An 18188-nucleotide genomic window follows, 5' to 3' on the forward strand; every position below is an offset into this window, starting at 1 on the left:
GGAGAGCCCACACAACTAATAGACGGATTATCATATAAAAAAGCATCAGCACTCCAGGTTTTTGAAATAACAAACGCCAGGAATATGCTGATGCTTACTTATTTAATCAATGTTGATTTATATAGAACTTATCTTTTCATTCAACAGCTTTAGTGAGCCGCTTTAGGGATAGGTTTTTTCAAGAATACCCCGTAGGATAGTGCACCCAAGAGCAGCAGACCTGCGCCCAGTAAAAATACATTATTAAAGCTGCCTGTCGTATCCAAAATGTATCCGGTTACAATCGGTGCAAGCGCAGCTCCCAGGAATCCGCCAAAGTTCTGGATCGCACCCAAGGAGGCTACTTGTTCACCAGGAGCAATGTCTGCGGCCAGCGTCCAAATCACGCCGGATGGCAGCTGCGAAGCAAAGTAACCCACGGATAACAATACGATGCTCACCACCGTACTATCGATGAACGGTATAGGTGCTACCGAAGCTGCGGCCAGAATGGCTCCGCCAACAATCGGAACCTTGCGTGAGGTGACAGCATTGACCCCTTTACGAATGAAAAAGTCCGAGATCAACCCGCCCAGCAGAACTCCGATAATTCCGGCTACGAACGGAATGGATGCAATCCAGCCGGTTTCTTTCAACGTAAAGCCCTGCTCCTTCTCCAGATAGCTCGGAAGCCATGTCAGGTATACCCAGATGGTAAACATAATACCAAAGTTTCCGACAATCATAAACCAGGTACTTTTATGTTTGAATAATGAACCCCAGTTTGCTTTGGGAGCTTCAACAGCGGCTTTGCCCTCTGTACCCGGGTTCTCGTCTGCAACAGCTTCCGGCCCTTTGATCATCTGCTTCTCGGCAAATGTCGGATCACGGTATACCTTGAGCCAGATCAGCATGATAATCAGACCAATGACGCCGACAAAAATGAACATACCTCTCCATGTCATGGTTAACATCAGAACAGTCAACAGCGGCGGTGCGATTGCGTTGGCGATCTGTGAACCGGTATTAATAATAGAAGTAGGCAGTCCCCGCTCACTTTTGGCAAACCAACGCTCGGTCACCTTCAGGCCGGAAGTGAAAAAAGGAGATTCGGATACACCAAGCAGCATCCGCATCGCGTATAACAGGGAATAGGTGTTGGTGAAAGCACTAAGTATGGTAGCAGTAGACCACAGTCCCGATGCCCATGCAAACATCTTTTTGGGGCCAAACTTGTCCACCAGCCAGCCGGCAGGCAAATTCGCCAATGCATAAGGCCATAGAAAGGCGGACAACAGCAAACCCATCTGAGTGGAAGACAGCCCGAATTCTGCTGCAATGGTTGTATTAGCAATGCTAAGGTTGGATCTGTCCAAATAATTTACAACTGCACCCAGCAGCAATAACAGAATAATTCCCCATCTCAAACCCACTTTCGGAGCTTGAGGTACCGAGGCAGGGGATGGCGATGTTTTTAACGTTGCCATTGAACTCACTCTCCTCAACTTATAAATATCAAATAACTTAAATTATATATAATGAATAAATATGGGAATAAAGGATTATAGCTAAGCCTTACTGCTCTCCAAAAATACGCAGCAGCCATTGAAGTATGCGTTTTCATAACAGTGTTAAAACTTTCGTTAATTCCAGCATTGCTTGCATTCCGTACCTATGCGTTCACAACGGTCAGCATGATTTCTGCCCTGATCGTTGTGAACCTCATTCGCACGGTAATGTATTTGCTTGAAGTTAATTAACGCGCGGCCGCTACTGCCTGCAGAAACTCTTCAGCCGCCTTCGTTACTCGCCCGTAATCACCGGAATCCTTGGCGGCTTTGGTGATATAACTACCCACACCAACACCAACACAACCGGCAGCGATCCATTCATGGACATTTTGCGGTGTTACTCCGCCAGTAGGGGCAATCGCGGCTTGAGGCAACGGCGCAGATATCGCTTTTACATATTGCGGCCCTACAGCTTCTGCCGGGAACAGCTTGACGATATCTGCACCTGCTTCAAGAGTCTCCACGATCTCCTTGGCCGTGAACGCACCACTGACCGTGACCGCCTGGTAACGATTAGCTATCTTGATCATGTCGGGATTAAGCTGAGGACTGACCAGCATCTCTGCCCCTGCCAATATGGCAGCTCGCGCCGTTTCACCATCCAAAATGGTACCTGCACCGATCAGAATACCTTTGGAACAATATTTTCGTGATAAAACCTTGATCACATCCAAAGCTCCCGGCACACTCATCGTAATTTCCAGTGCCCGAATGCCTCCTGCAATTGCCGCCTCTGCAACAGATAGCGCTTCTTCCTCATTGTCCGATCGAATGATCAGTACAATTCCGGTTTCGGCAATTGTGTTCATATTCTTCAGCTTTCGCCACATATCTGTGCCCTCCTCATTCCATATGTCTATTGGTAATACCATGTGTATATTGGGTTTTGGGTTCGCTTCGACCTACTCTTGTGTTCGCGGATATAACCGATCACCGCTGTAACCCAGTTGAGCTGAAAGCTTCCATGCCGCTTCTTTGACCAGCTTTACAATGTTTGCTTCACGTTCCGCGGTCATGGTGGAATACATGCTGGCCACACTGATTGCAGCTACAGGTTCGTCCCACTGATCATAGACAGCAGAGCCAATGCAATACATCTCAAGATGATCCTCCCGGTCATCGATAGAATAACCACGCTCGCGAATCTCCTGCATGTCCTGCAAAATATCGGGAATGGTTACTTTGGAGTAGGATGTACGCGAAGGGATCTCTCCTTCTCCCAAAATCTCCAAAACCTTGCTTGTCGGGAGGGCCGCAAGCAGCGCTTTGCCCAGACCCGTAGTATGCATATATCGGCGGGAGCCCAGCTTGGCTGTCGGCCGCATCACCGAATAACTCTCCGCTTTGTCCAGGTAGACAATCCGTCCCTTATCCTCAATGCCAAGAAAGGCCGTGCTGCCCGTCTGACGATTCAGCTCTTGAAGCAAAGGTCTGGCCATGTGAGGAACACCCATGTTGGACAAATAAGCCATGCCTGTCTCAAACACCGCTATACCTAGGCGGTATGTTTTGAGACGCGCATCATCCATTTCAATAAATCCTTTGTGCAGCAAGGTTTGCACCAATTCGAACCCGCTGCTTTTGGGCATGTTCATCTGTTTGCAAATTTCATTCAGTGTTAGCGGAGTACCACTCTTGGCAAATAAAACGAGTAAATCTGCAACACGCTCCGCAGATTTATTCATGCGAATATTGTCCATGTTATCTCCTTCAAATTCTTCGACGTCGAAGTTCGCATATGTGAACTTATTTCACATCACCGAACGATGCCCTCATTATAGATCAGCCCCTCGGAAAATTTCAACCGCTTTCTTAAAACTTTTTTTGTTTATCCTTTTTCCTCAAAAGGGATTGTATTTCCGAGAAAAACAGTATACTCTAGAAGCGAATGTTCACCAACGCGAATCAGGTTCGCATATACGAACCAAAAAAACACAAAAAACACCCATGATCTAAATGGTCTGGGTATATCTTTTTAGGGGGGAACCTCATGAAACCTGTTCTGATTTTTCTGATCGGCTCCGCTGGCTCGGGCAAATCCACGATCGGCAAAAAACTTGCCGCCGAGCACCATTTTTGTTATCTGGATAAAGATGTGGTGTGCAACACTTTCACAGGAAAGCTTCTGGAAGCACACGGCTACTCCCCTCACGAGCGCGACGGCAACACCTATTACCGGGATACTGTTATGGATCTGGAGTATGAAACGTTATTAAACGTGGCGAACGACAATCTGCAATTAGGCAGATCGGTCATTCTTGACGCGCCTTTTGTTGGATATTTTCATAAAAGCGATTACATTGATGGATTAATCTCCAAGTATGGCTGGGAAGAGGTTATTCCTGTCGTGTTACGAGTTGATGTGAATGCAGATGTTCTTCAGCAGCGGATCAGAAGCCGTGGCCTGGAGCGAGACAAGTGGAAACTGGAACACTGGGATACCTTTGTCCAAGGAATACAGGCGAATATATGTATGTGGGAAAATATTGATCTCATCGCCGTAGATAACAGCTCAGAGGATTTTGATCTGAGGCATCTGGCTTCTCAGCTGCCTTTATCTGTCGTGCCATCTTGATGTCATAACGAAAAAGTACACGGAACGCGTTAGGCTTCCGTGTACTTCCCTATTTTCATAATGTAAATAATGAAGAGCTTGTTGCTTCTTACGTTCTAGCTCTTATCCGTCGCGCCGGTTTCATCCGTTGATTCCGGTTCAATGACGGTTTCAGCATTCGGGTCCAACCAGCTGGCAATCATGCCTCTCGCATACTCCAGATCACTCTCCGACAGGTCATAGTACCATGTACCGCTTCGCATTGCCCCGTCGCCTTTCAGCATATAATTGCTGATGGCAGGAATGCTGTCCTTCATGTACAACATCTCGGCAAAATCGATGATAAAGTCCGAATTCATGTTGGTCGTAAAATTGCTTCCGGCAATTTTGATGACGTCCGGGATTTTGGTCAAATTTTTGACTTCAAGCGCACGATTCATGAATGCACTCAGAAATATGCGCTGCCGCATCGTCCGGTTGAAATCCGAATCCTCGCGATAACGGACGTACCCGAGCGCCTCTTCCCCGTTATAGATCGGTTTGTTCGCCGCCACAAATAACTTCTCGTGGGACTTTAACTTGTTTTCAATGTCTTTTTTGATCGGCAGCTCCACGCCACCTACGGCATCCACGATATCCTTGAGACCGTTGAAATTGATCGCGGCATAGAAATCGACCTTGTTTTGCAGCAGCTGCTCCACCGTGTCTATCGCCATTTTGGCTTCACCGTGGGCATATGCCGAGTTGATCTTCGATTTCACGTCCCGGCCGACGATTTCCGTATAAGAGTCTCGCGGAATGGATAACAACAACACCTTATTGTCTTCCGGGCGCACGACAGAATAAATGATGGTATCCGAACGGCTTGGTTCATTATCCCTCTGATCGATGCCTAAAAGCAGCAAGGAAAATGGGTCGGTATGTTTCACCACAGGCTCTTCTTCCGCATCTCCCACAGGTTTGAAGGACTCGTCCAGCACATCTTTAACGGTATCAGATGCGAACAGTTTAAACCCCAGCAGGACCAGATCTTTCCTAAACACGAATCCGAGGCCCCCCAATAAAATCAAAACGCTGAACGCGATCAGCAAGGGTTTCTTCCATGACTTCTTCGGTTTTTGCGGCTTCTTTTTGCGGTCCATCCGGCTTAGACTTGCGATACTGTTTTCCATCATATCTCCTTTGTATACGCGTTAATAGAATCATTTAACTACAATAGTAACGTGTTTTCAACAAAATAAGTTATAATCGGCTATACAACCGTTGACATAAAAAGGAGCGATACCCATGCAATATCGACGTCTCGGAAACAGCGGCCTGCGCGTATCGGCCATCGGGCTGGGCACCAATGCCTTCGGCAAACGGTCGGACGAGCAGACCTCCATTCGCATTATTCATGCCGCACTGGATCGCGGCATCAATTTCGTGGATACCGCCAACATCTATGCCGGAACCGAATCGGAACGCATCATCGGACTGGCGCTGGAAGGCCGCAGAGAGCAAACCGTGCTCGCGACCAAAGCGGGCTTGCCTCGGCATGACGGCCCCCATGGACGCGGCTCTTCCCGTCTCCACCTCCAGCAGGAGCTTGAACAAAGCCTGCGCCGCCTGAAAACCGATTATGTAGACCTCTACCAGATCCATACGTTTGATCCATATACGCCTTTGGATGAAACGCTGCGTACGCTGGACGACATGGTTACTTCCGGCAAAGTGCGCTACATCGGGGCTTCAAACTACGCGGCCTGGGAGCTGATGAAAGCTCTGGCCACGAGCGAATCGAAGGGATACGTACGCTATATTTCCACGCAAACCAGCTATTCGCTGGCAGACCGGACGCCGGAAGTGGAACTCGTTCCCCTTTGCCTGGATCAGGGCGTAGGCATTATTCCGTACTTCCCGCTGGCCGGTGGTATCCTGACCGGCAAATATAATTCCGAATCCGGCGTGCCGGTCGGTTCAAGGGCGGATACGGACCCTTCCTTTAACCGCTTTTTGCAGGAACGGAACATCACGCTCGGCCAGCAGGTCAGCGAAAAGGCCGCCGAATACGGATGCTCGCCAAGCGTCCTTTCCCTGGCCTGGCTGCTGAACCGCCCGGCCGTATCCACCGTCATCGTCGGGGCTACGCGTACCGAGCAGCTAGAGCATAACCTGAGCAGCCTGGAATTGGAACTCACCGATGAAATGATGGACGGGCTGGATCAACTCAGCCAGTCTTTCCGCCATGGCGAACCGTTCGCGACCTATCGCATCGATGGATGACACTTGGCAACCCGAAAAACCCCTTCTGGCTCATTTCAGGCCAGAAGGGGTTTTTCACTATAAGGAAACCCGGATATGCAACCACGCGTCATTAATGATTGAGCCGATCAGTTATTCGGAGGATTCGGTGAACGATGAATGATTGATGAATTGCTGCAACGTTTTCATGAACTCTTTCCTGCGCTCGCCCACCCGACCAAAAAATTCCCGATCCGCGGCCTCTACGACCTGAATTGCCTCAAGCGCCAGCTTCGCTCCCGCCTCTGTCGTGTGAATAATGTTGGCACGCGTATCGGTATGGTGGCGTGACCGCGTGATCAGCCCTCTTTTTTCAAGCGTACGCAGTACTTGCGAGGTTACGTTAACATCCACATTGGCAAATTGGGCAATCTGAACCTGTGTGACTCCCTTTTCTTCGTGATCCCGTTCATTGAGCCATGAAACGGCATGCAGCAATACAAATTGGGGCTGCGTCAGGTTCATGGGCTCCAGCACCCTGCGAATTTCCTTTTGCCACATCGTCGTCACTTGCCACAGCAGGTGTCCGGGACTTTCTTGTGCATTTTTAAACTGTGAGCCTGTCATCTCATCTTCCTCCATCATTGAAACTTGGGGCCTGACCGCCATCGCTGTTCGCGTATCAAAACATCACCATGAAAACATGCTTTCAGCATCATTCGTGCCATCCTTCGGCACATAGACTAGGGCGCAGAAGCCTTGGCGATTGGATCCGGGTCCATGTAGTGTAATAACGCCTGGATATTGAAATCCGTTGCAAACCGTATGCGTATTCATCATTTCCTAACGCGAAGGAATGAACTGCTTCACCCATTGCCCGAATCCTTGAGGATTTCGGCTCTGGATCAGGACGATACCTTCTCCGCGGAATCGGCATACAAGGCCTTCCCCGCTGGTTACGCTGGAGAACCACCCTTGCGAAGCTTTTTCAATCCGGTAGTCCATGTACTGGGGCCACGCCACCAAATGGGCATTGTCCACGATCACTTCCTCACCCGCCGCCAATGGAAGGGCATGAATGGCCCCGTATGACGACAGAAATACCGTGCCCCGGCCGCTGATCTCGACGATAAAGAAGCCCTCGCCCGAAAATAGCCCCTTTTTCAGGTTTTGCATCTTGCTGTGGACTTGAATGCCCTCCGTGCCTGCGAGAAAGCCGTCTTTCTGCACATATAGGGAATACGAGCCGTCCAGTTCGACCGCTTCCACGCTTCCTATGCTGGAGGGCGAAAGCAAAATTTCGGCGGGACCGCCGACTGCAGTTAATTCCTGAAAGAAAAACTTCTCTCCGCTAAGCATCCGGCCAAAACCGGCGAGCATGCCGCCTTCCGCAGAACCTTTCAATTCGACCGTCGGCGTCATGGATACCATAGCGCCGCTTTCCGCCTTGAATCGTTCCCCGCGCTGCAGACGAACGCGAAGCATCGCAAACGCACCCTCATGCAAAATTTCGTAATTCATCGTTCCTCAGCTCCTTGGATGAAATGCATTAGAATCGGTTCCAACAATCATATAACGTCGGTGGAATAAGTACCGAAAGAATAATTCATAATAGCATCTGCAGGGAACAAAAATCCACTGAACGAAAACCTGCGGTCTGTACCCTAGTCTCTTCCAATGTTATATAAACTTTAATTTCGTATTTTACTATATTATAATATATTGAGTCCAATTCAATCTATATAGATTCAATCGGATCATATTTAAATTATTCATCCATATCCCTTTGTTTAGGGTTGGATATATCAATCCAGAGGAGGTCATTCCATGACAGCACAACATCTACAATCGACGGTAACCTTACATAATGGCGTTCGTATGCCTTGGTTCGGCCTGGGCGTATTTCAGGTAAACGAGGGCTCCGAATTGATTGCAGCGGTCAAAAAGGCCATCGAGCACGGCTACCGCAGCGTGGATACGGCCGCCATCTATGGCAACGAAGCCGGCGTCGGCCAGGCGATTGCCGAAGCGATGAAAGAATACAACGTGAAGCGTGAGGAATTATTCATTACGTCCAAAGTATGGACGGCTGATCTCGGATATGAGGAAACGCTCGCTGCCTTTGACGCAACCATGAGCAAGCTGGGGTTGGAATATCTGGATCTGTACCTGATCCACTGGCCAAAAGCTGGCAAATATAAAGGTGCCTGGAAAGCGATGGAGGAGCTGTACAAAGCCGGCCGCATCAAAGCCATCGGCGTCAGCAACTTCCAGATTCATCATTTGGAGGACTTGCTGCAGGATGCGGAAATCAAACCGATGGTCAATCAGGTCGAATACCATCCCCGACTGACCCAGGTAGAACTCAAAGCCTTCTGCGACCAACACGGCATTCAGCTTGAGGCCTGGTCCCCGCTCATGCAGGGACAACTGCTGGATAACCCGGTCCTGACCGAGATTGCGGCCGCCAAAGGAAAAAGCGTGGCCCAGATCATTCTGCGCTGGGATCTGCAAAACGGCGTCGTCACCATTCCGAAGTCCACCAAGGAACACCGCATTATCGAAAATGCGTCCATCTTCGACTTCGAATTGACGAAGGAAGAAATGGATCGCATCTCCGGGTTGAACGAAAATGTTCGCGTCGGTCCCGACCCGGATAACTTCAACTTCTAAACCACGACAGATGTTGTATCCGAGCTAATCAATCACACCAAGCAGCTAGACCAAACAAGCCAATGGATTGCCCGCTTTTCGGGAAGTCCATTGGCTTGTTTGGCGCATCAACCCATATCGCAGTGAAAGAACCCGCACCCCGGCCTTCTGCATCCGTCGATAACCGAATTACCGAGCAAAGGGCCGCCAATGATCCTCTCCTGCCACAACCAAGGCATCTGCATATTCTGCCGCCTCTTCGTCGCTCAGCACTTTGGCCCAGGGCACACGCTCTCCGGCCTCGGCTGCTCCGGGTCCGCTGCTTTGATATTCGGCGTAGAGCACGGTAGACTCGGCCTCGCTTTTGTTCCAATTATGCCATCCTTCACGCCTTAGATGCGGGCCCATCCAGCAGTGAAGAAAACATGTTTTGGCATCGTTGCGCCATGGCCGACCCAAATAAACGGATCGGGGCGGAGCGTCGCCGGTAAGGCGGCAATTGCTGAACACATAGCCGTACCGGACTCCCTCCGGCGTGGAAGCCGCCGTGATCCAACCGTTCACTTCCCCCTGCGGCATCTCTTGGCCCGAAAACCTGTTCTTGGAGAAGATTTCACACCCTTGAAACAACGCCGTCGCCGAACCGAAAATGAAATCAACGTCCCCTTCGATGTAACAATCCTCGTAATATTGACGAAGCTTGCGCCGCTCCAGCCCATCGCGAGGTCCGCCGAAAAAACTGCGATCCATCGGCTGCTCCGGCAGCGGTCCGGTAAAGAGCGTATCCTGATGTCCGATGAAATGACAGCGCCTGAACGCGGCCCGGTCTCCATCGACGTAAGCGGCGATGGCCTGACCGACCTGCTTGCCCGGGCCAGCCGCGTTCACGAACGAAATGCCTTCTGCGATAAAATCGTCCGCGGCAATCAAAACGGTATATGAATGGAACGTATGGTAGAGCTCGCCGTTCGGAAAACGTTTAAGCGCATAGTCATCATAAGTAATGACCGTGTTATCCGCCCCTTCGCCGACAAGGCGAACGCCCTCCCTGTCGATGGTCAGCTTCTCTTTGTACACCCCGGCTCTAATGGATATGACCGCCTCCCCGGAAACATCGGCCGGAATGGCATTTAACGCCGACTGAATAGTGCGATAATCTCCGCTTCCGTCCATGGCCACCGTGCAGCGGTATGCCGTCTTCCCTGATCCGTCCATCGGCTGAAACGTCGCCATCCGTTCATCCTCCTTCATTTCATTTCTACGCCATGTTCCTGAAAGTGAAGCCTCATCCCAGGCATGGCCCCACCGAGCTGCGATGGTACAGCCTGGGCTGGATCACGACCGGAACATCCACCTCTTCGTCCCGGATCAACGCTACGATCAACTCCGCTGCTTGCACAGCCAGTTCATCCAGCGGAGGGCCGATCGTGGTCAGCGCCACTTCCGCATACTGCATGTCCGGCAGATCGTCATAACCAATAAGAGAAACGTCCCCCGGAACGCTATAGCCCGCTTCGAGCAGCGCGCGCAGCGCCCCCCGAGTCACCAGGTTGTTCAGACCGATGAAAGCCGTTGGCGAATTCGAATCGAACGCATGCTTGCGGATCGCAAAGTACCCGTCTTCCCAGGAAGAGTGGGCTGGCAGCACATGGCCCGGATTGAACGCCAGACCGGTGCGCTGCATGGCCTCGCGATACCCCTCCAGCTTGATATGCTGGGAGTTTCCGATAAATCCGATGCGCTGGTGCCCCAATCCCTTCAAATGTTCCACCGCGCGGAAAATGCCCTCTTTGCGATCAATTTTAATGTAGGGGGAATTGGGGGTCTCATCCGTGCCCAGCACGAAGCAAGGCATGTTCAGGGAAGCAAAACCTTTCCAGAACGTCTCCCGGTTGTTCAGTGCAAAATCCCACAGAATGCATCCATCCACACGAAGCTGGCTGAAGATGTCCAGACCGTCGTCGGCTACGACGAGAATCATCTGATACCCCCGCTTTTTCAGCTCCGCATGCAGATTCCCCGAGATTGTAGAGAACAAAGGATTGCTAAGTTCGTCCAATACAAAGCCGATAATGCTGCTCCTGCCTGTCGAAAGCTGGCTCGCAAGCATGTTTTTGCGGTAATGATGCTTCTCCGCGATAGCGAGCACTTTCTGTCTCGTCTCATGTTTGATACGGGGGTCGCCATTCAGCGCCTTGGATACGGTGCTGTAGCTCACCCCCGCCAATTTGGCAATGTCCTTGATCGTTATCAAACGTCCTACACCTCAAAAGGGTTATTTTTGTGCGGCCATGTAGCGGTCATATTGGGCCTGCCTTCCGGCAATGACCTGCTCGACGTTCATGTTTTTCAACGTTTCGATGTAACTGTCGAACTGATCCAGCCCCAGCTCACCGCTGATGAATTTGAAATTCATCTCTTGTACATACGTAGTAATGTCAGGCATGGTTGTGCTTTCAATTGAGGCTTCGTCCGGCAGCGCGTACACAAACGGGAACGGTTCATGCACGTACTTCTCCAGTTCTTTGTCCAAGCTGGAGTGCCACTCCGGCACAACCGCATCGGCTGAGTCGGTGGACTGAATGTTCGGCAGATTCACCGGACCGATGCCCAGCTTCTGAATGTATTCGTTGTCCTTGCCTTTGTCCGTGAATTTCTTCTCGCCATTCTCTTCCGTATACGTATCGTCTTTGATGCCCCAGGTATACATGGTCTGGGCTTCCTCGCTGACCCCGTAATCGAGGAATTTGAAGGCGAGATCCGGATTTTTGCTGTTTTTCGAAATGCCGAAGATGCCGCTCACCGGCGTGCGCCCAATGTAGAACTGATCCCCGTGCGGTCCCTTCAGCGGCGCGATGCCTTTGAATACAGGCTCTTTGGGATCATAATCCTTGAACAGCGGGCTGTATACCATCGACTGGTACCAACTGAAGTTGAACGTCACCCCGGTCACGTCCTGCGAAATGCGGGAAGTCACCTGATCGCCCGTCGTGCTGGCATAATCAACCGTCAGCAGTCCTTCTTTATAAAGACCGTTCAGATACGCCAAATACTCCTTGTATGCCGGCTCGTAATAGCTGAAATGCACCTTGCCTTGATCATCGGCATAGAAGTTGTTGGACAGATCGAGGCCAAAGGCCGGCCCAAACGCCATCGGAATAAACTTGGATTCCATGGAAAGCGGAATTTCATCGGCTTTGCCGTTTCCATTCGGGTCCCCAGCCTTGAACGCGCGCAGCATGGCGGTAAATTCGTCCAACGTCGTTGGCTCCTGCAGGTTCAGCTTGCCCAGCCACCGCTGGTTGATCATGAATAATGGCATATAGTTCCGGGTCAGCGTTTGCTGCGGCACATAATACATTTTACCATCCGGCGTGGTCAGACTTGCCTTAATGGACGGTGATTTTTCATAAATTTTCTTCAAATTGACGCCGTATTTCTCGTACAGCTCATCCAGCGGGAGAAAAAGGCCGCTATTGATATACTTCATTAATTGGTCCTGATCCGGCAAATAAACGATATCCGGCAGGTCCGATCCGGCCGCCAGCCGCGGGCTGACCGCGTCGGCGTAGTTTTGCGGCGGAATGAGGTCCCAATCGACCGTGACGCCGGCATTTCCTTCGATCTTTTTGACGATTTCAGCTGTGGAAAGGTCCACGTTCGTTGTCCAGGCATTGGTCGCCAGAATCGACAGCCTGGCATCCGGCGTGTCGGTCACCGGGCCGGCTCCCGTGTAGTTATAGCTCGACTCTGCTTCCGCCGAAGCTCCTCCATCAGCGCTTCCTCCCGTCCCCCCGCTGCTGCAGCCTGCCAAACTGATCGCCAGCCATGCAGATAATGCGATTTTGCTTGCCCCTTTGAATTTCATCCGTCGACTCCTCCCTTTTCATGAACAACACATGATTAGATATGGCTTGCGGGTAAAGCTATCCTTTCACGGCTCCAAGGGTGATGCCCTTGACGAAATACCGTTGGATAAAAGGGTAGATCATGACGATGGGAACGATGCTGACCACAATGGATACATAACGCACTTGGATGGTGGATACCGCCAGTGCATTGCTGGTCATCGCGCCGCCCATTTTCTGCATGACCTCGGGGGAGGCCATGACAAGCACCCTGCGCAGAAACATCTGGAGCGGCTGCATATCCTGTTTCCCCAAATAAAGCAATGCGGTAAAAAAATTGTTCCAGTGAAACACGGCATAATACAGTGCCAGCACGGCCAACGTAGGCTTGATGATGGGCACGGCCAGCCGGTACAGCATCGTAATCTCATTGGCCCCGTCAATACTCGCGCTTTCGAATATTTCATTCGGAATGCCTTCCAGTGCGGAGCGGCAGATCATAACGTTAAAAGTAATGACCAACACGGGCAGTACCATCACCCAACGGGTGTTATACAGGCCCAGCGAGTTAATCAGCATGTATGCCGGAATCAGGCCACCGGAGAAATACATCGTGAATGCGATGAAAAAGTTAAGTTTCCTGCGCAGAAAAAATTGCGGCCGGGATAACGGAAATGCAGCCAGACATGTGGCCACTACATTAAGCAGCGTGCCCACCACGGTATACCAGACCGTATTGTAGAAGGACACCCACAGTTCACGGTATTGCAGCACCATCTTGTATCCGGACAGCGTAAATTCAACGGGGAACAGAAACACCTTCTGTTTGTCGATGGCATCGACGGAACTGAACGAAATGCTGATCACATAGAGAAAAGGATACAGGGTGACCACCACGGCAAGAATGGTCAAAATGTGAACCAGAACGTAAAATAACCGGTCGCTTGCGGAAATCTTCATGTTTCGCCTCCTTTGAAGTTAGAAACTGCGACGAAATCAAGTACCGCTAAGTTTCTCGCAGCTTCTTAATGATGGGCTTACCATAAGGACATCTTGGTCAATCGTCGCGTCAGCGTATTGGCTGCCAGGACGAGAATAAACGTCACGATGGAGTTGAAGAGGCCGACGGCGGTCGCAAATCCGTAGTTTTGTCCGATAATTCCCATACGGTAAACATAAGTGGAGAGAACATCAGCGGTATCGTATGTAGCGGGATTGTAGAGCAGGTACACCTTTTCGAAGCCTACATTCATGATGCCGCCCAACGACAGCAATAACAGGATCACAATCGTGGGTTTGATGCTCGGCAGCGTCAGGTGCCACAGCTCCTGAAATTTGTTGACACCGTCGATTTTGCCGGAATCGTACATTTCGGAGTCGATGCCCATGATGGCAGCGATATAGATGATTGAGCTGAAGCCGAAGCTCTGCCAGATGTCCGAGCTGGTGAAAATGGTACGGAACCACCCCGGCTCCATCATGAAATTGACGGGATCCATGCCAAGCTTCATGATCAGCGTGTTGACGATGCCATCGGTCGGAGAGAGAAAGTTGATGATCATGCCGGCGACAACCACGGTCGAGATGAAATGGGGAAGATACGTCACGGTCTGCGCGAAACGTTTGAACACCCGGTTTTTGATTTCTACAATGCAAATCGCGAACAGGATCGGAATCGAAAACCCGAAGAGAAGCGGGAGAAAAGCAAGCAGGAACGTATTCCGCAGCAGCCTCCAGAAATAGATGGAATGCACGAATTGATCAAACCACTTCAGACCCACCCATTCTCCGCTGAACACGCCCTGACCCGGCATAAAATTCCGGAAGGCCAGCAGAACCCCGGGCATTGGAACATACATAAACACGACGTAATACAGAAAGATGGGCGAGAACATCAGCAGCAGGTATTTGTCGCGTTGCATCAGCTTGAACAGCGCCTCCCACCGTCTTTTCACCTTGAATCAGCTCCTTCTCTTCACAAATTACAACGTTTGAAATTTCGAACAAATGTATAGATAAACCAGATGGAATATCTCATAATTAATAGGATACGTACAAAAATTATGCTGGATGTTTATAATTACAACGTTGTAATTTTGCCTTAAATGAATACGCTTACATAACATTTTACCCATCATAGCAGAGCCTCCACAATTTAGCAATAAACAAATCCGTCGGAAGCCACTATTTTTTTGTACAACTAGCCCCTTCAAATCACAAAAAACGTAATGCCTTACGCTCCTTCTACAGAGCAGGCATTACGTCTGACGCCGGTATTCGGTGGGTGTTAAACCCTTGAGCCGCAGAAAGGCCCGATAAAATTGGTCGATGCTTGAGAATCCGCACTGCGCACAAATATCCGTCACTTTTGCCTGCGTTCGGCGCAATAACATCGAAGCCTGTTCCACCCGCAGCCTCAACACATATTGATGCGGGGTCGATCCGGTCATCGCTTTGAACGAACGCATGAAATGATACCTGCTCTGATGCGCAACGGCAGCCATCGAATCAATGTCCATTGCACCGGATGTATAACTGTCGTGAATATATTCAAGCACCCGGGTCAAATGTGTGTCTGCGGTCCCCAGGAAAAAACCGTTCACTCGCGCAGGCTTAGCCGAAAGCAATCCTTCTTCCCGGGGGGAATGCTCCCGCCCCTTCAACAAATCGTCCAGATACCTTTGCACCTTGAATTCAAGCTCCTGCATTTGAAGCGGTTCCGGTGCATCCTCCAGCAGAATGGCGCTACAGCTTCTGAACAACGTGTTGATCTCCCGCGTATCGAATACATGCAGGCTCTTCACCTCCTGCTGCCGATGTTCCCGTTCTCCATCCTTCCCACCGGCCGCAGGAAGGCTGCGAAATTTGATGACGATAACGCTCGTATCCGAATCCATCTGAAAAAAGTGCTCGGTTTGGGGATGCGCCACAATGGCCTTTCCGGCAATGAGCTGATAGGCACGGCGTTCCTGAACGAAATCGCATATTCCGCTCACGGGCATCGTGACCTGATACCAGTCGTCATGGACATGCGGTTCATTGGCAAAACGGCCCGAAGCTTTCCATAGCTCCAGATCGTTCATCATTATGTTCAATTCCATATTGTTCTCACCTGCTGACATTATAGCAAAAAGTGCGTACTTTCCCAGCACTTTTCGCAAAGACAAACCGTTTGCGATCTTCTATGATGAGTAGAAAAATCTCCGAGGTGATTTCCATGGCCCAGACGGCCTACATGAAATTGCAAGTGAACCACGCCGCAAACTGGGCACTGGCCGGCGTAAGCTTCGCTCATCTGCTCAACGACGCGATGCAGACGGTCGTTCCGGCATCGTTCCCGCTCTTCCAGCAAACGCTGCAGCTGAGCTTTGCGCAAATGGGATGGATCGCGTTTATGCTGAACATTACCGCATCCGTTCTGCAGCCGTTGATCGGCTATATGTCGGATCGCAAACCGATGCCGATTCTGCTGCCTGGGGGCATGCTCTGCTCGCTGCTCGGCATGCTGGGATTCGCGCTATCCACCGAACTGTGGATGCTGCTTGTGTCGGCAGCCCTGCTGGGCGTAGGCTCTTCCGTGCTCCATCCGGAATCTTCCCGTGTTGCGCACATGGCAGCAGGCAAAGGACGCGGGCTGGCCCAGTCGATTTTTCAGGTTGGAGGCAATACCGGGCAAGCTTTGGCGCCACTGGTCGTTGCTTACCTGATCCTGCCGCGCGGGCAGCACAGCTTCCTGTGGCTTATTGGTCTGGCCCTGGCGGGCATGCTGATTCAGACCTATGTCAGCCGGTGGTACAAAGACAGGCTGGCCCTGCAGCAGGCGAGCTTTGAAGCGAAGCGGTCCGTTAAGCGCCAGGAACAGGCCGGAGGCTCTGCAGTATACAGCAAAACGTTCATTGCCTTTACGCTGGGCATTCTGATCCTGCTCCTCTTCTCCAAGTTCGTCTATTTGGCAGGAATGACGGGATATTATTCGTTTTATTATGCCGACCATTACGGCGTATCGTTGTCCCAGGCGCAGATTTGCCTGTTTATCCTTCAATTTGCGGGCATGGTCGGCACTCTGATTGGCGGTCCTTTGGCCGACCGATTCGGACGTAAGCCGATGATCTGGTTTTCCATTGCAGGCACGGCCCCTTTCTCGATCCTGCTCCCCTATGCGGGTCCGATCTGGGCCATGGTGCTTTGCGCATGCATCGGCATCATCCTGATGTCCGGATTTAGCGTAATTATCGTCTACGCGCAAGAACTGCTGCCAAATCACATCGGTACGGTATCCGGCCTGTTTTTTGGACTTTCCTTCGGCATGGCGGGACTGGGGTCCGTCGTGCTGGGCTCCCTGATGGATGCCACCAGCGTCGCTTGGGTCATCCAGTTGTGTTCTTTCCTGCCGCTGCTGGGCGTATTCGCCATCTTTCTGCCCAAAGGAAAGCAGGCAACCGCCTGATTGCGGTTGAACATTGGCGCGCATTCGGTCTACAATGTACAAAAGCTGACATATAAGCATGGATCGCAAAGACGGCATTTTTCAGGATATCGAGGAATAGGTCAATGGAAAGAAGGGTAACTGACATGATGATTGATGTGCAGCATGTAACGTGGAAAAGAGGGGCGCTCACCTTGCTGAACGATGTGACCTGGCAGGTGGGCGATGGCGAGCACTGGGCCCTGCTTGGCCTCAACGGGTCGGGCAAAACAACGCTACTCAACATGATTACCGGTTATTTGTGGCCGACCGAAGGCAGCATCTCGGTGCTGGGGCACACGTATGGAGACGTCGACTTGCGTCAACTACGAAAGTCCATCGGCTGGGTCAGCTCCTCCCTGCAGGAGAAGCTGCACGGAACCGATCGTACGCAATACGTCGTGATCAGCGGCAAACACGCCACGATCGGGCTGTACGACAAGTTGGATGATAATGACCTCGATCAAGCCAAGCATTGGATGAACACGCTCGGCTGCGGGCATCTCTGGGACCGCGAATACCGCACCTGTTCGCAGGGAGAGAAGCAGAAGCTGCTTATCGCCCGCGCGCTGATGGCCAATCCGCGCATTCTGATTCTCGACGAACCGTGCAACGGCCTCGATCTGTTCTCCAGGGAACAGCTGTTGAACAGCATCAGTGCATTGGCTGCCAGGGAAGATACGCCTTCGCTTATTTATGTCACCCATCATACGGAAGAGATTCTGCCGGCTTTTCGGCACAGCCTGCTGCTGCGCAGGGGCGAGGTGGTGGAGCGCGGACTCACCAAAGACCTGATGGACGTGGATGTGCTGACCCGTTTTTTCGAAGCTCCGGTAGAAGTCGACTGGCACGGCGAACGCGTGTATGTGCGTGCCGCGCAGCCATCGTAACCCAAG

General features: G+C 51.1%; 17 protein-coding genes. 5 read left to right on the top strand and 12 right to left on the bottom strand.

Going from position 1 to position 18188, the window contains the following annotated elements; all coding sequences use genetic code 11:
- Positions 1-149: 149 nt before the first annotated feature.
- From SNR34_RS29935 to SNR34_RS29945, 3 genes are all read right to left on the bottom strand, one after another.
- Positions 150-1466, bottom strand: coding sequence for an MFS transporter (locus tag SNR34_RS29935; protein WP_236413413.1), 1317 nt, complete (start codon positions 1464-1466; stop codon positions 150-152).
- A 269-nt stretch (positions 1467-1735) separates the two neighbouring features.
- Positions 1736-2380: a bifunctional 2-keto-4-hydroxyglutarate aldolase/2-keto-3-deoxy-6-phosphogluconate aldolase gene (locus tag SNR34_RS29940; RefSeq protein ID WP_486180814.1), complete on the bottom strand. Its 645-nt coding sequence runs from the start codon at positions 2378-2380 to the stop codon at positions 1736-1738.
- A gap of 72 nt (positions 2381-2452) precedes the next feature.
- A complete protein-coding gene (locus SNR34_RS29945; RefSeq protein WP_236413415.1) occupies positions 2453-3250 on the bottom strand; it encodes an IclR family transcriptional regulator in 798 nt (265 codons plus the stop codon).
- Between the two features lie 290 nt (positions 3251-3540).
- Here SNR34_RS29945 and SNR34_RS29950 point away from each other — a divergent pair, with 290 nt between their 5' ends.
- Positions 3541-4125 carry a P-loop nucleotide/nucleoside kinase family protein gene (locus SNR34_RS29950; RefSeq protein ID WP_236413416.1) on the top strand — a complete coding sequence of 195 codons (585 nt, stop codon included), beginning with the start codon at positions 3541-3543 and terminating at the stop codon, positions 4123-4125.
- A gap of 95 nt (positions 4126-4220) precedes the next feature.
- Here SNR34_RS29950 and SNR34_RS29955 read toward each other — a convergent pair whose 3' ends face one another.
- The gene (locus SNR34_RS29955; RefSeq protein WP_236413742.1) at positions 4221-5276 is read right to left on the bottom strand and encodes an LCP family protein; all 1056 of its coding nucleotides are present in this window, start codon (positions 5274-5276) and stop codon (positions 4221-4223) included.
- Between the two features lie 115 nt (positions 5277-5391).
- On the opposite strand from SNR34_RS29955, the gene SNR34_RS29960 reads away from it, so the two are divergent.
- Positions 5392-6369, top strand: a complete 978-nt coding sequence (locus SNR34_RS29960; RefSeq protein ID WP_236413417.1) for an aldo/keto reductase — start codon at positions 5392-5394, stop codon at positions 6367-6369.
- Positions 6370-6480: 111 nt separating this feature from the next.
- On the opposite strand, the gene SNR34_RS29965 is transcribed toward SNR34_RS29960, so the two are convergent.
- Positions 6481-6954 (bottom strand): MarR family winged helix-turn-helix transcriptional regulator, encoded by a 474-nt coding sequence (locus tag SNR34_RS29965; RefSeq protein ID WP_486180815.1) that lies wholly within the window; start codon positions 6952-6954, stop codon positions 6481-6483.
- A gap of 216 nt (positions 6955-7170) precedes the next feature.
- Complete coding sequence (locus tag SNR34_RS29970) at positions 7171-7848, bottom strand: TIGR00266 family protein (protein WP_236413421.1); 678 nt, start codon at positions 7846-7848, stop codon at positions 7171-7173.
- A 306-nt stretch (positions 7849-8154) separates the two neighbouring features.
- Between SNR34_RS29970 and SNR34_RS29975 the strand changes: the two genes are divergently transcribed.
- Positions 8155-9000 (top strand): aldo/keto reductase, encoded by an 846-nt coding sequence (locus SNR34_RS29975; RefSeq protein WP_236413423.1) that lies wholly within the window; start codon positions 8155-8157, stop codon positions 8998-9000.
- Between the two features lie 168 nt (positions 9001-9168).
- On the opposite strand, the gene SNR34_RS29980 is transcribed toward SNR34_RS29975, so the two are convergent.
- The 6 genes from SNR34_RS29980 to SNR34_RS30005 form a co-directional block, all read right to left on the bottom strand.
- Positions 9169-10212: a pectinesterase family protein gene (locus SNR34_RS29980; RefSeq protein ID WP_236413425.1), complete on the bottom strand. Its 1044-nt coding sequence runs from the start codon at positions 10210-10212 to the stop codon at positions 9169-9171.
- Between the two features lie 52 nt (positions 10213-10264).
- A complete protein-coding gene (locus SNR34_RS29985) occupies positions 10265-11233 on the bottom strand; it encodes a LacI family DNA-binding transcriptional regulator (RefSeq protein WP_343261285.1) in 969 nt (322 codons plus the stop codon).
- A 21-nt stretch (positions 11234-11254) separates the two neighbouring features.
- A complete protein-coding gene (locus SNR34_RS29990) occupies positions 11255-12847 on the bottom strand; it encodes an extracellular solute-binding protein (protein WP_486180816.1) in 1593 nt (530 codons plus the stop codon).
- Positions 12848-12905: 58 nt separating this feature from the next.
- Entirely contained in the window at positions 12906-13787 is an 882-nt protein-coding gene (locus tag SNR34_RS29995; RefSeq protein ID WP_339275224.1) for a carbohydrate ABC transporter permease, read from the bottom strand.
- A 77-nt stretch (positions 13788-13864) separates the two neighbouring features.
- The gene (locus SNR34_RS30000) at positions 13865-14782 is read right to left on the bottom strand and encodes an ABC transporter permease (RefSeq protein WP_486180817.1); all 918 of its coding nucleotides are present in this window, start codon (positions 14780-14782) and stop codon (positions 13865-13867) included.
- Between the two features lie 303 nt (positions 14783-15085).
- On the bottom strand, positions 15086-15928 hold the full coding sequence (locus SNR34_RS30005) for a helix-turn-helix domain-containing protein (RefSeq protein WP_486180818.1): 843 nt from the start codon (positions 15926-15928) through the stop codon (positions 15086-15088).
- 116 nt (positions 15929-16044) lie between these two features.
- Between SNR34_RS30005 and SNR34_RS30010 the strand changes: the two genes are divergently transcribed.
- Complete coding sequence (locus tag SNR34_RS30010; RefSeq protein WP_343261287.1) at positions 16045-17274, top strand: MFS transporter; 1230 nt, start codon at positions 16045-16047, stop codon at positions 17272-17274.
- Positions 17275-17399: 125 nt separating this feature from the next.
- On the top strand, positions 17400-18182 hold the full coding sequence (locus SNR34_RS30015) for an ABC transporter ATP-binding protein (protein WP_486180819.1): 783 nt from the start codon (positions 17400-17402) through the stop codon (positions 18180-18182).
- Positions 18183-18188: the final 6 nt, after the last annotated feature.

It is taken from the genome of Paenibacillus sp. XP01, assembly GCF_057364885.1.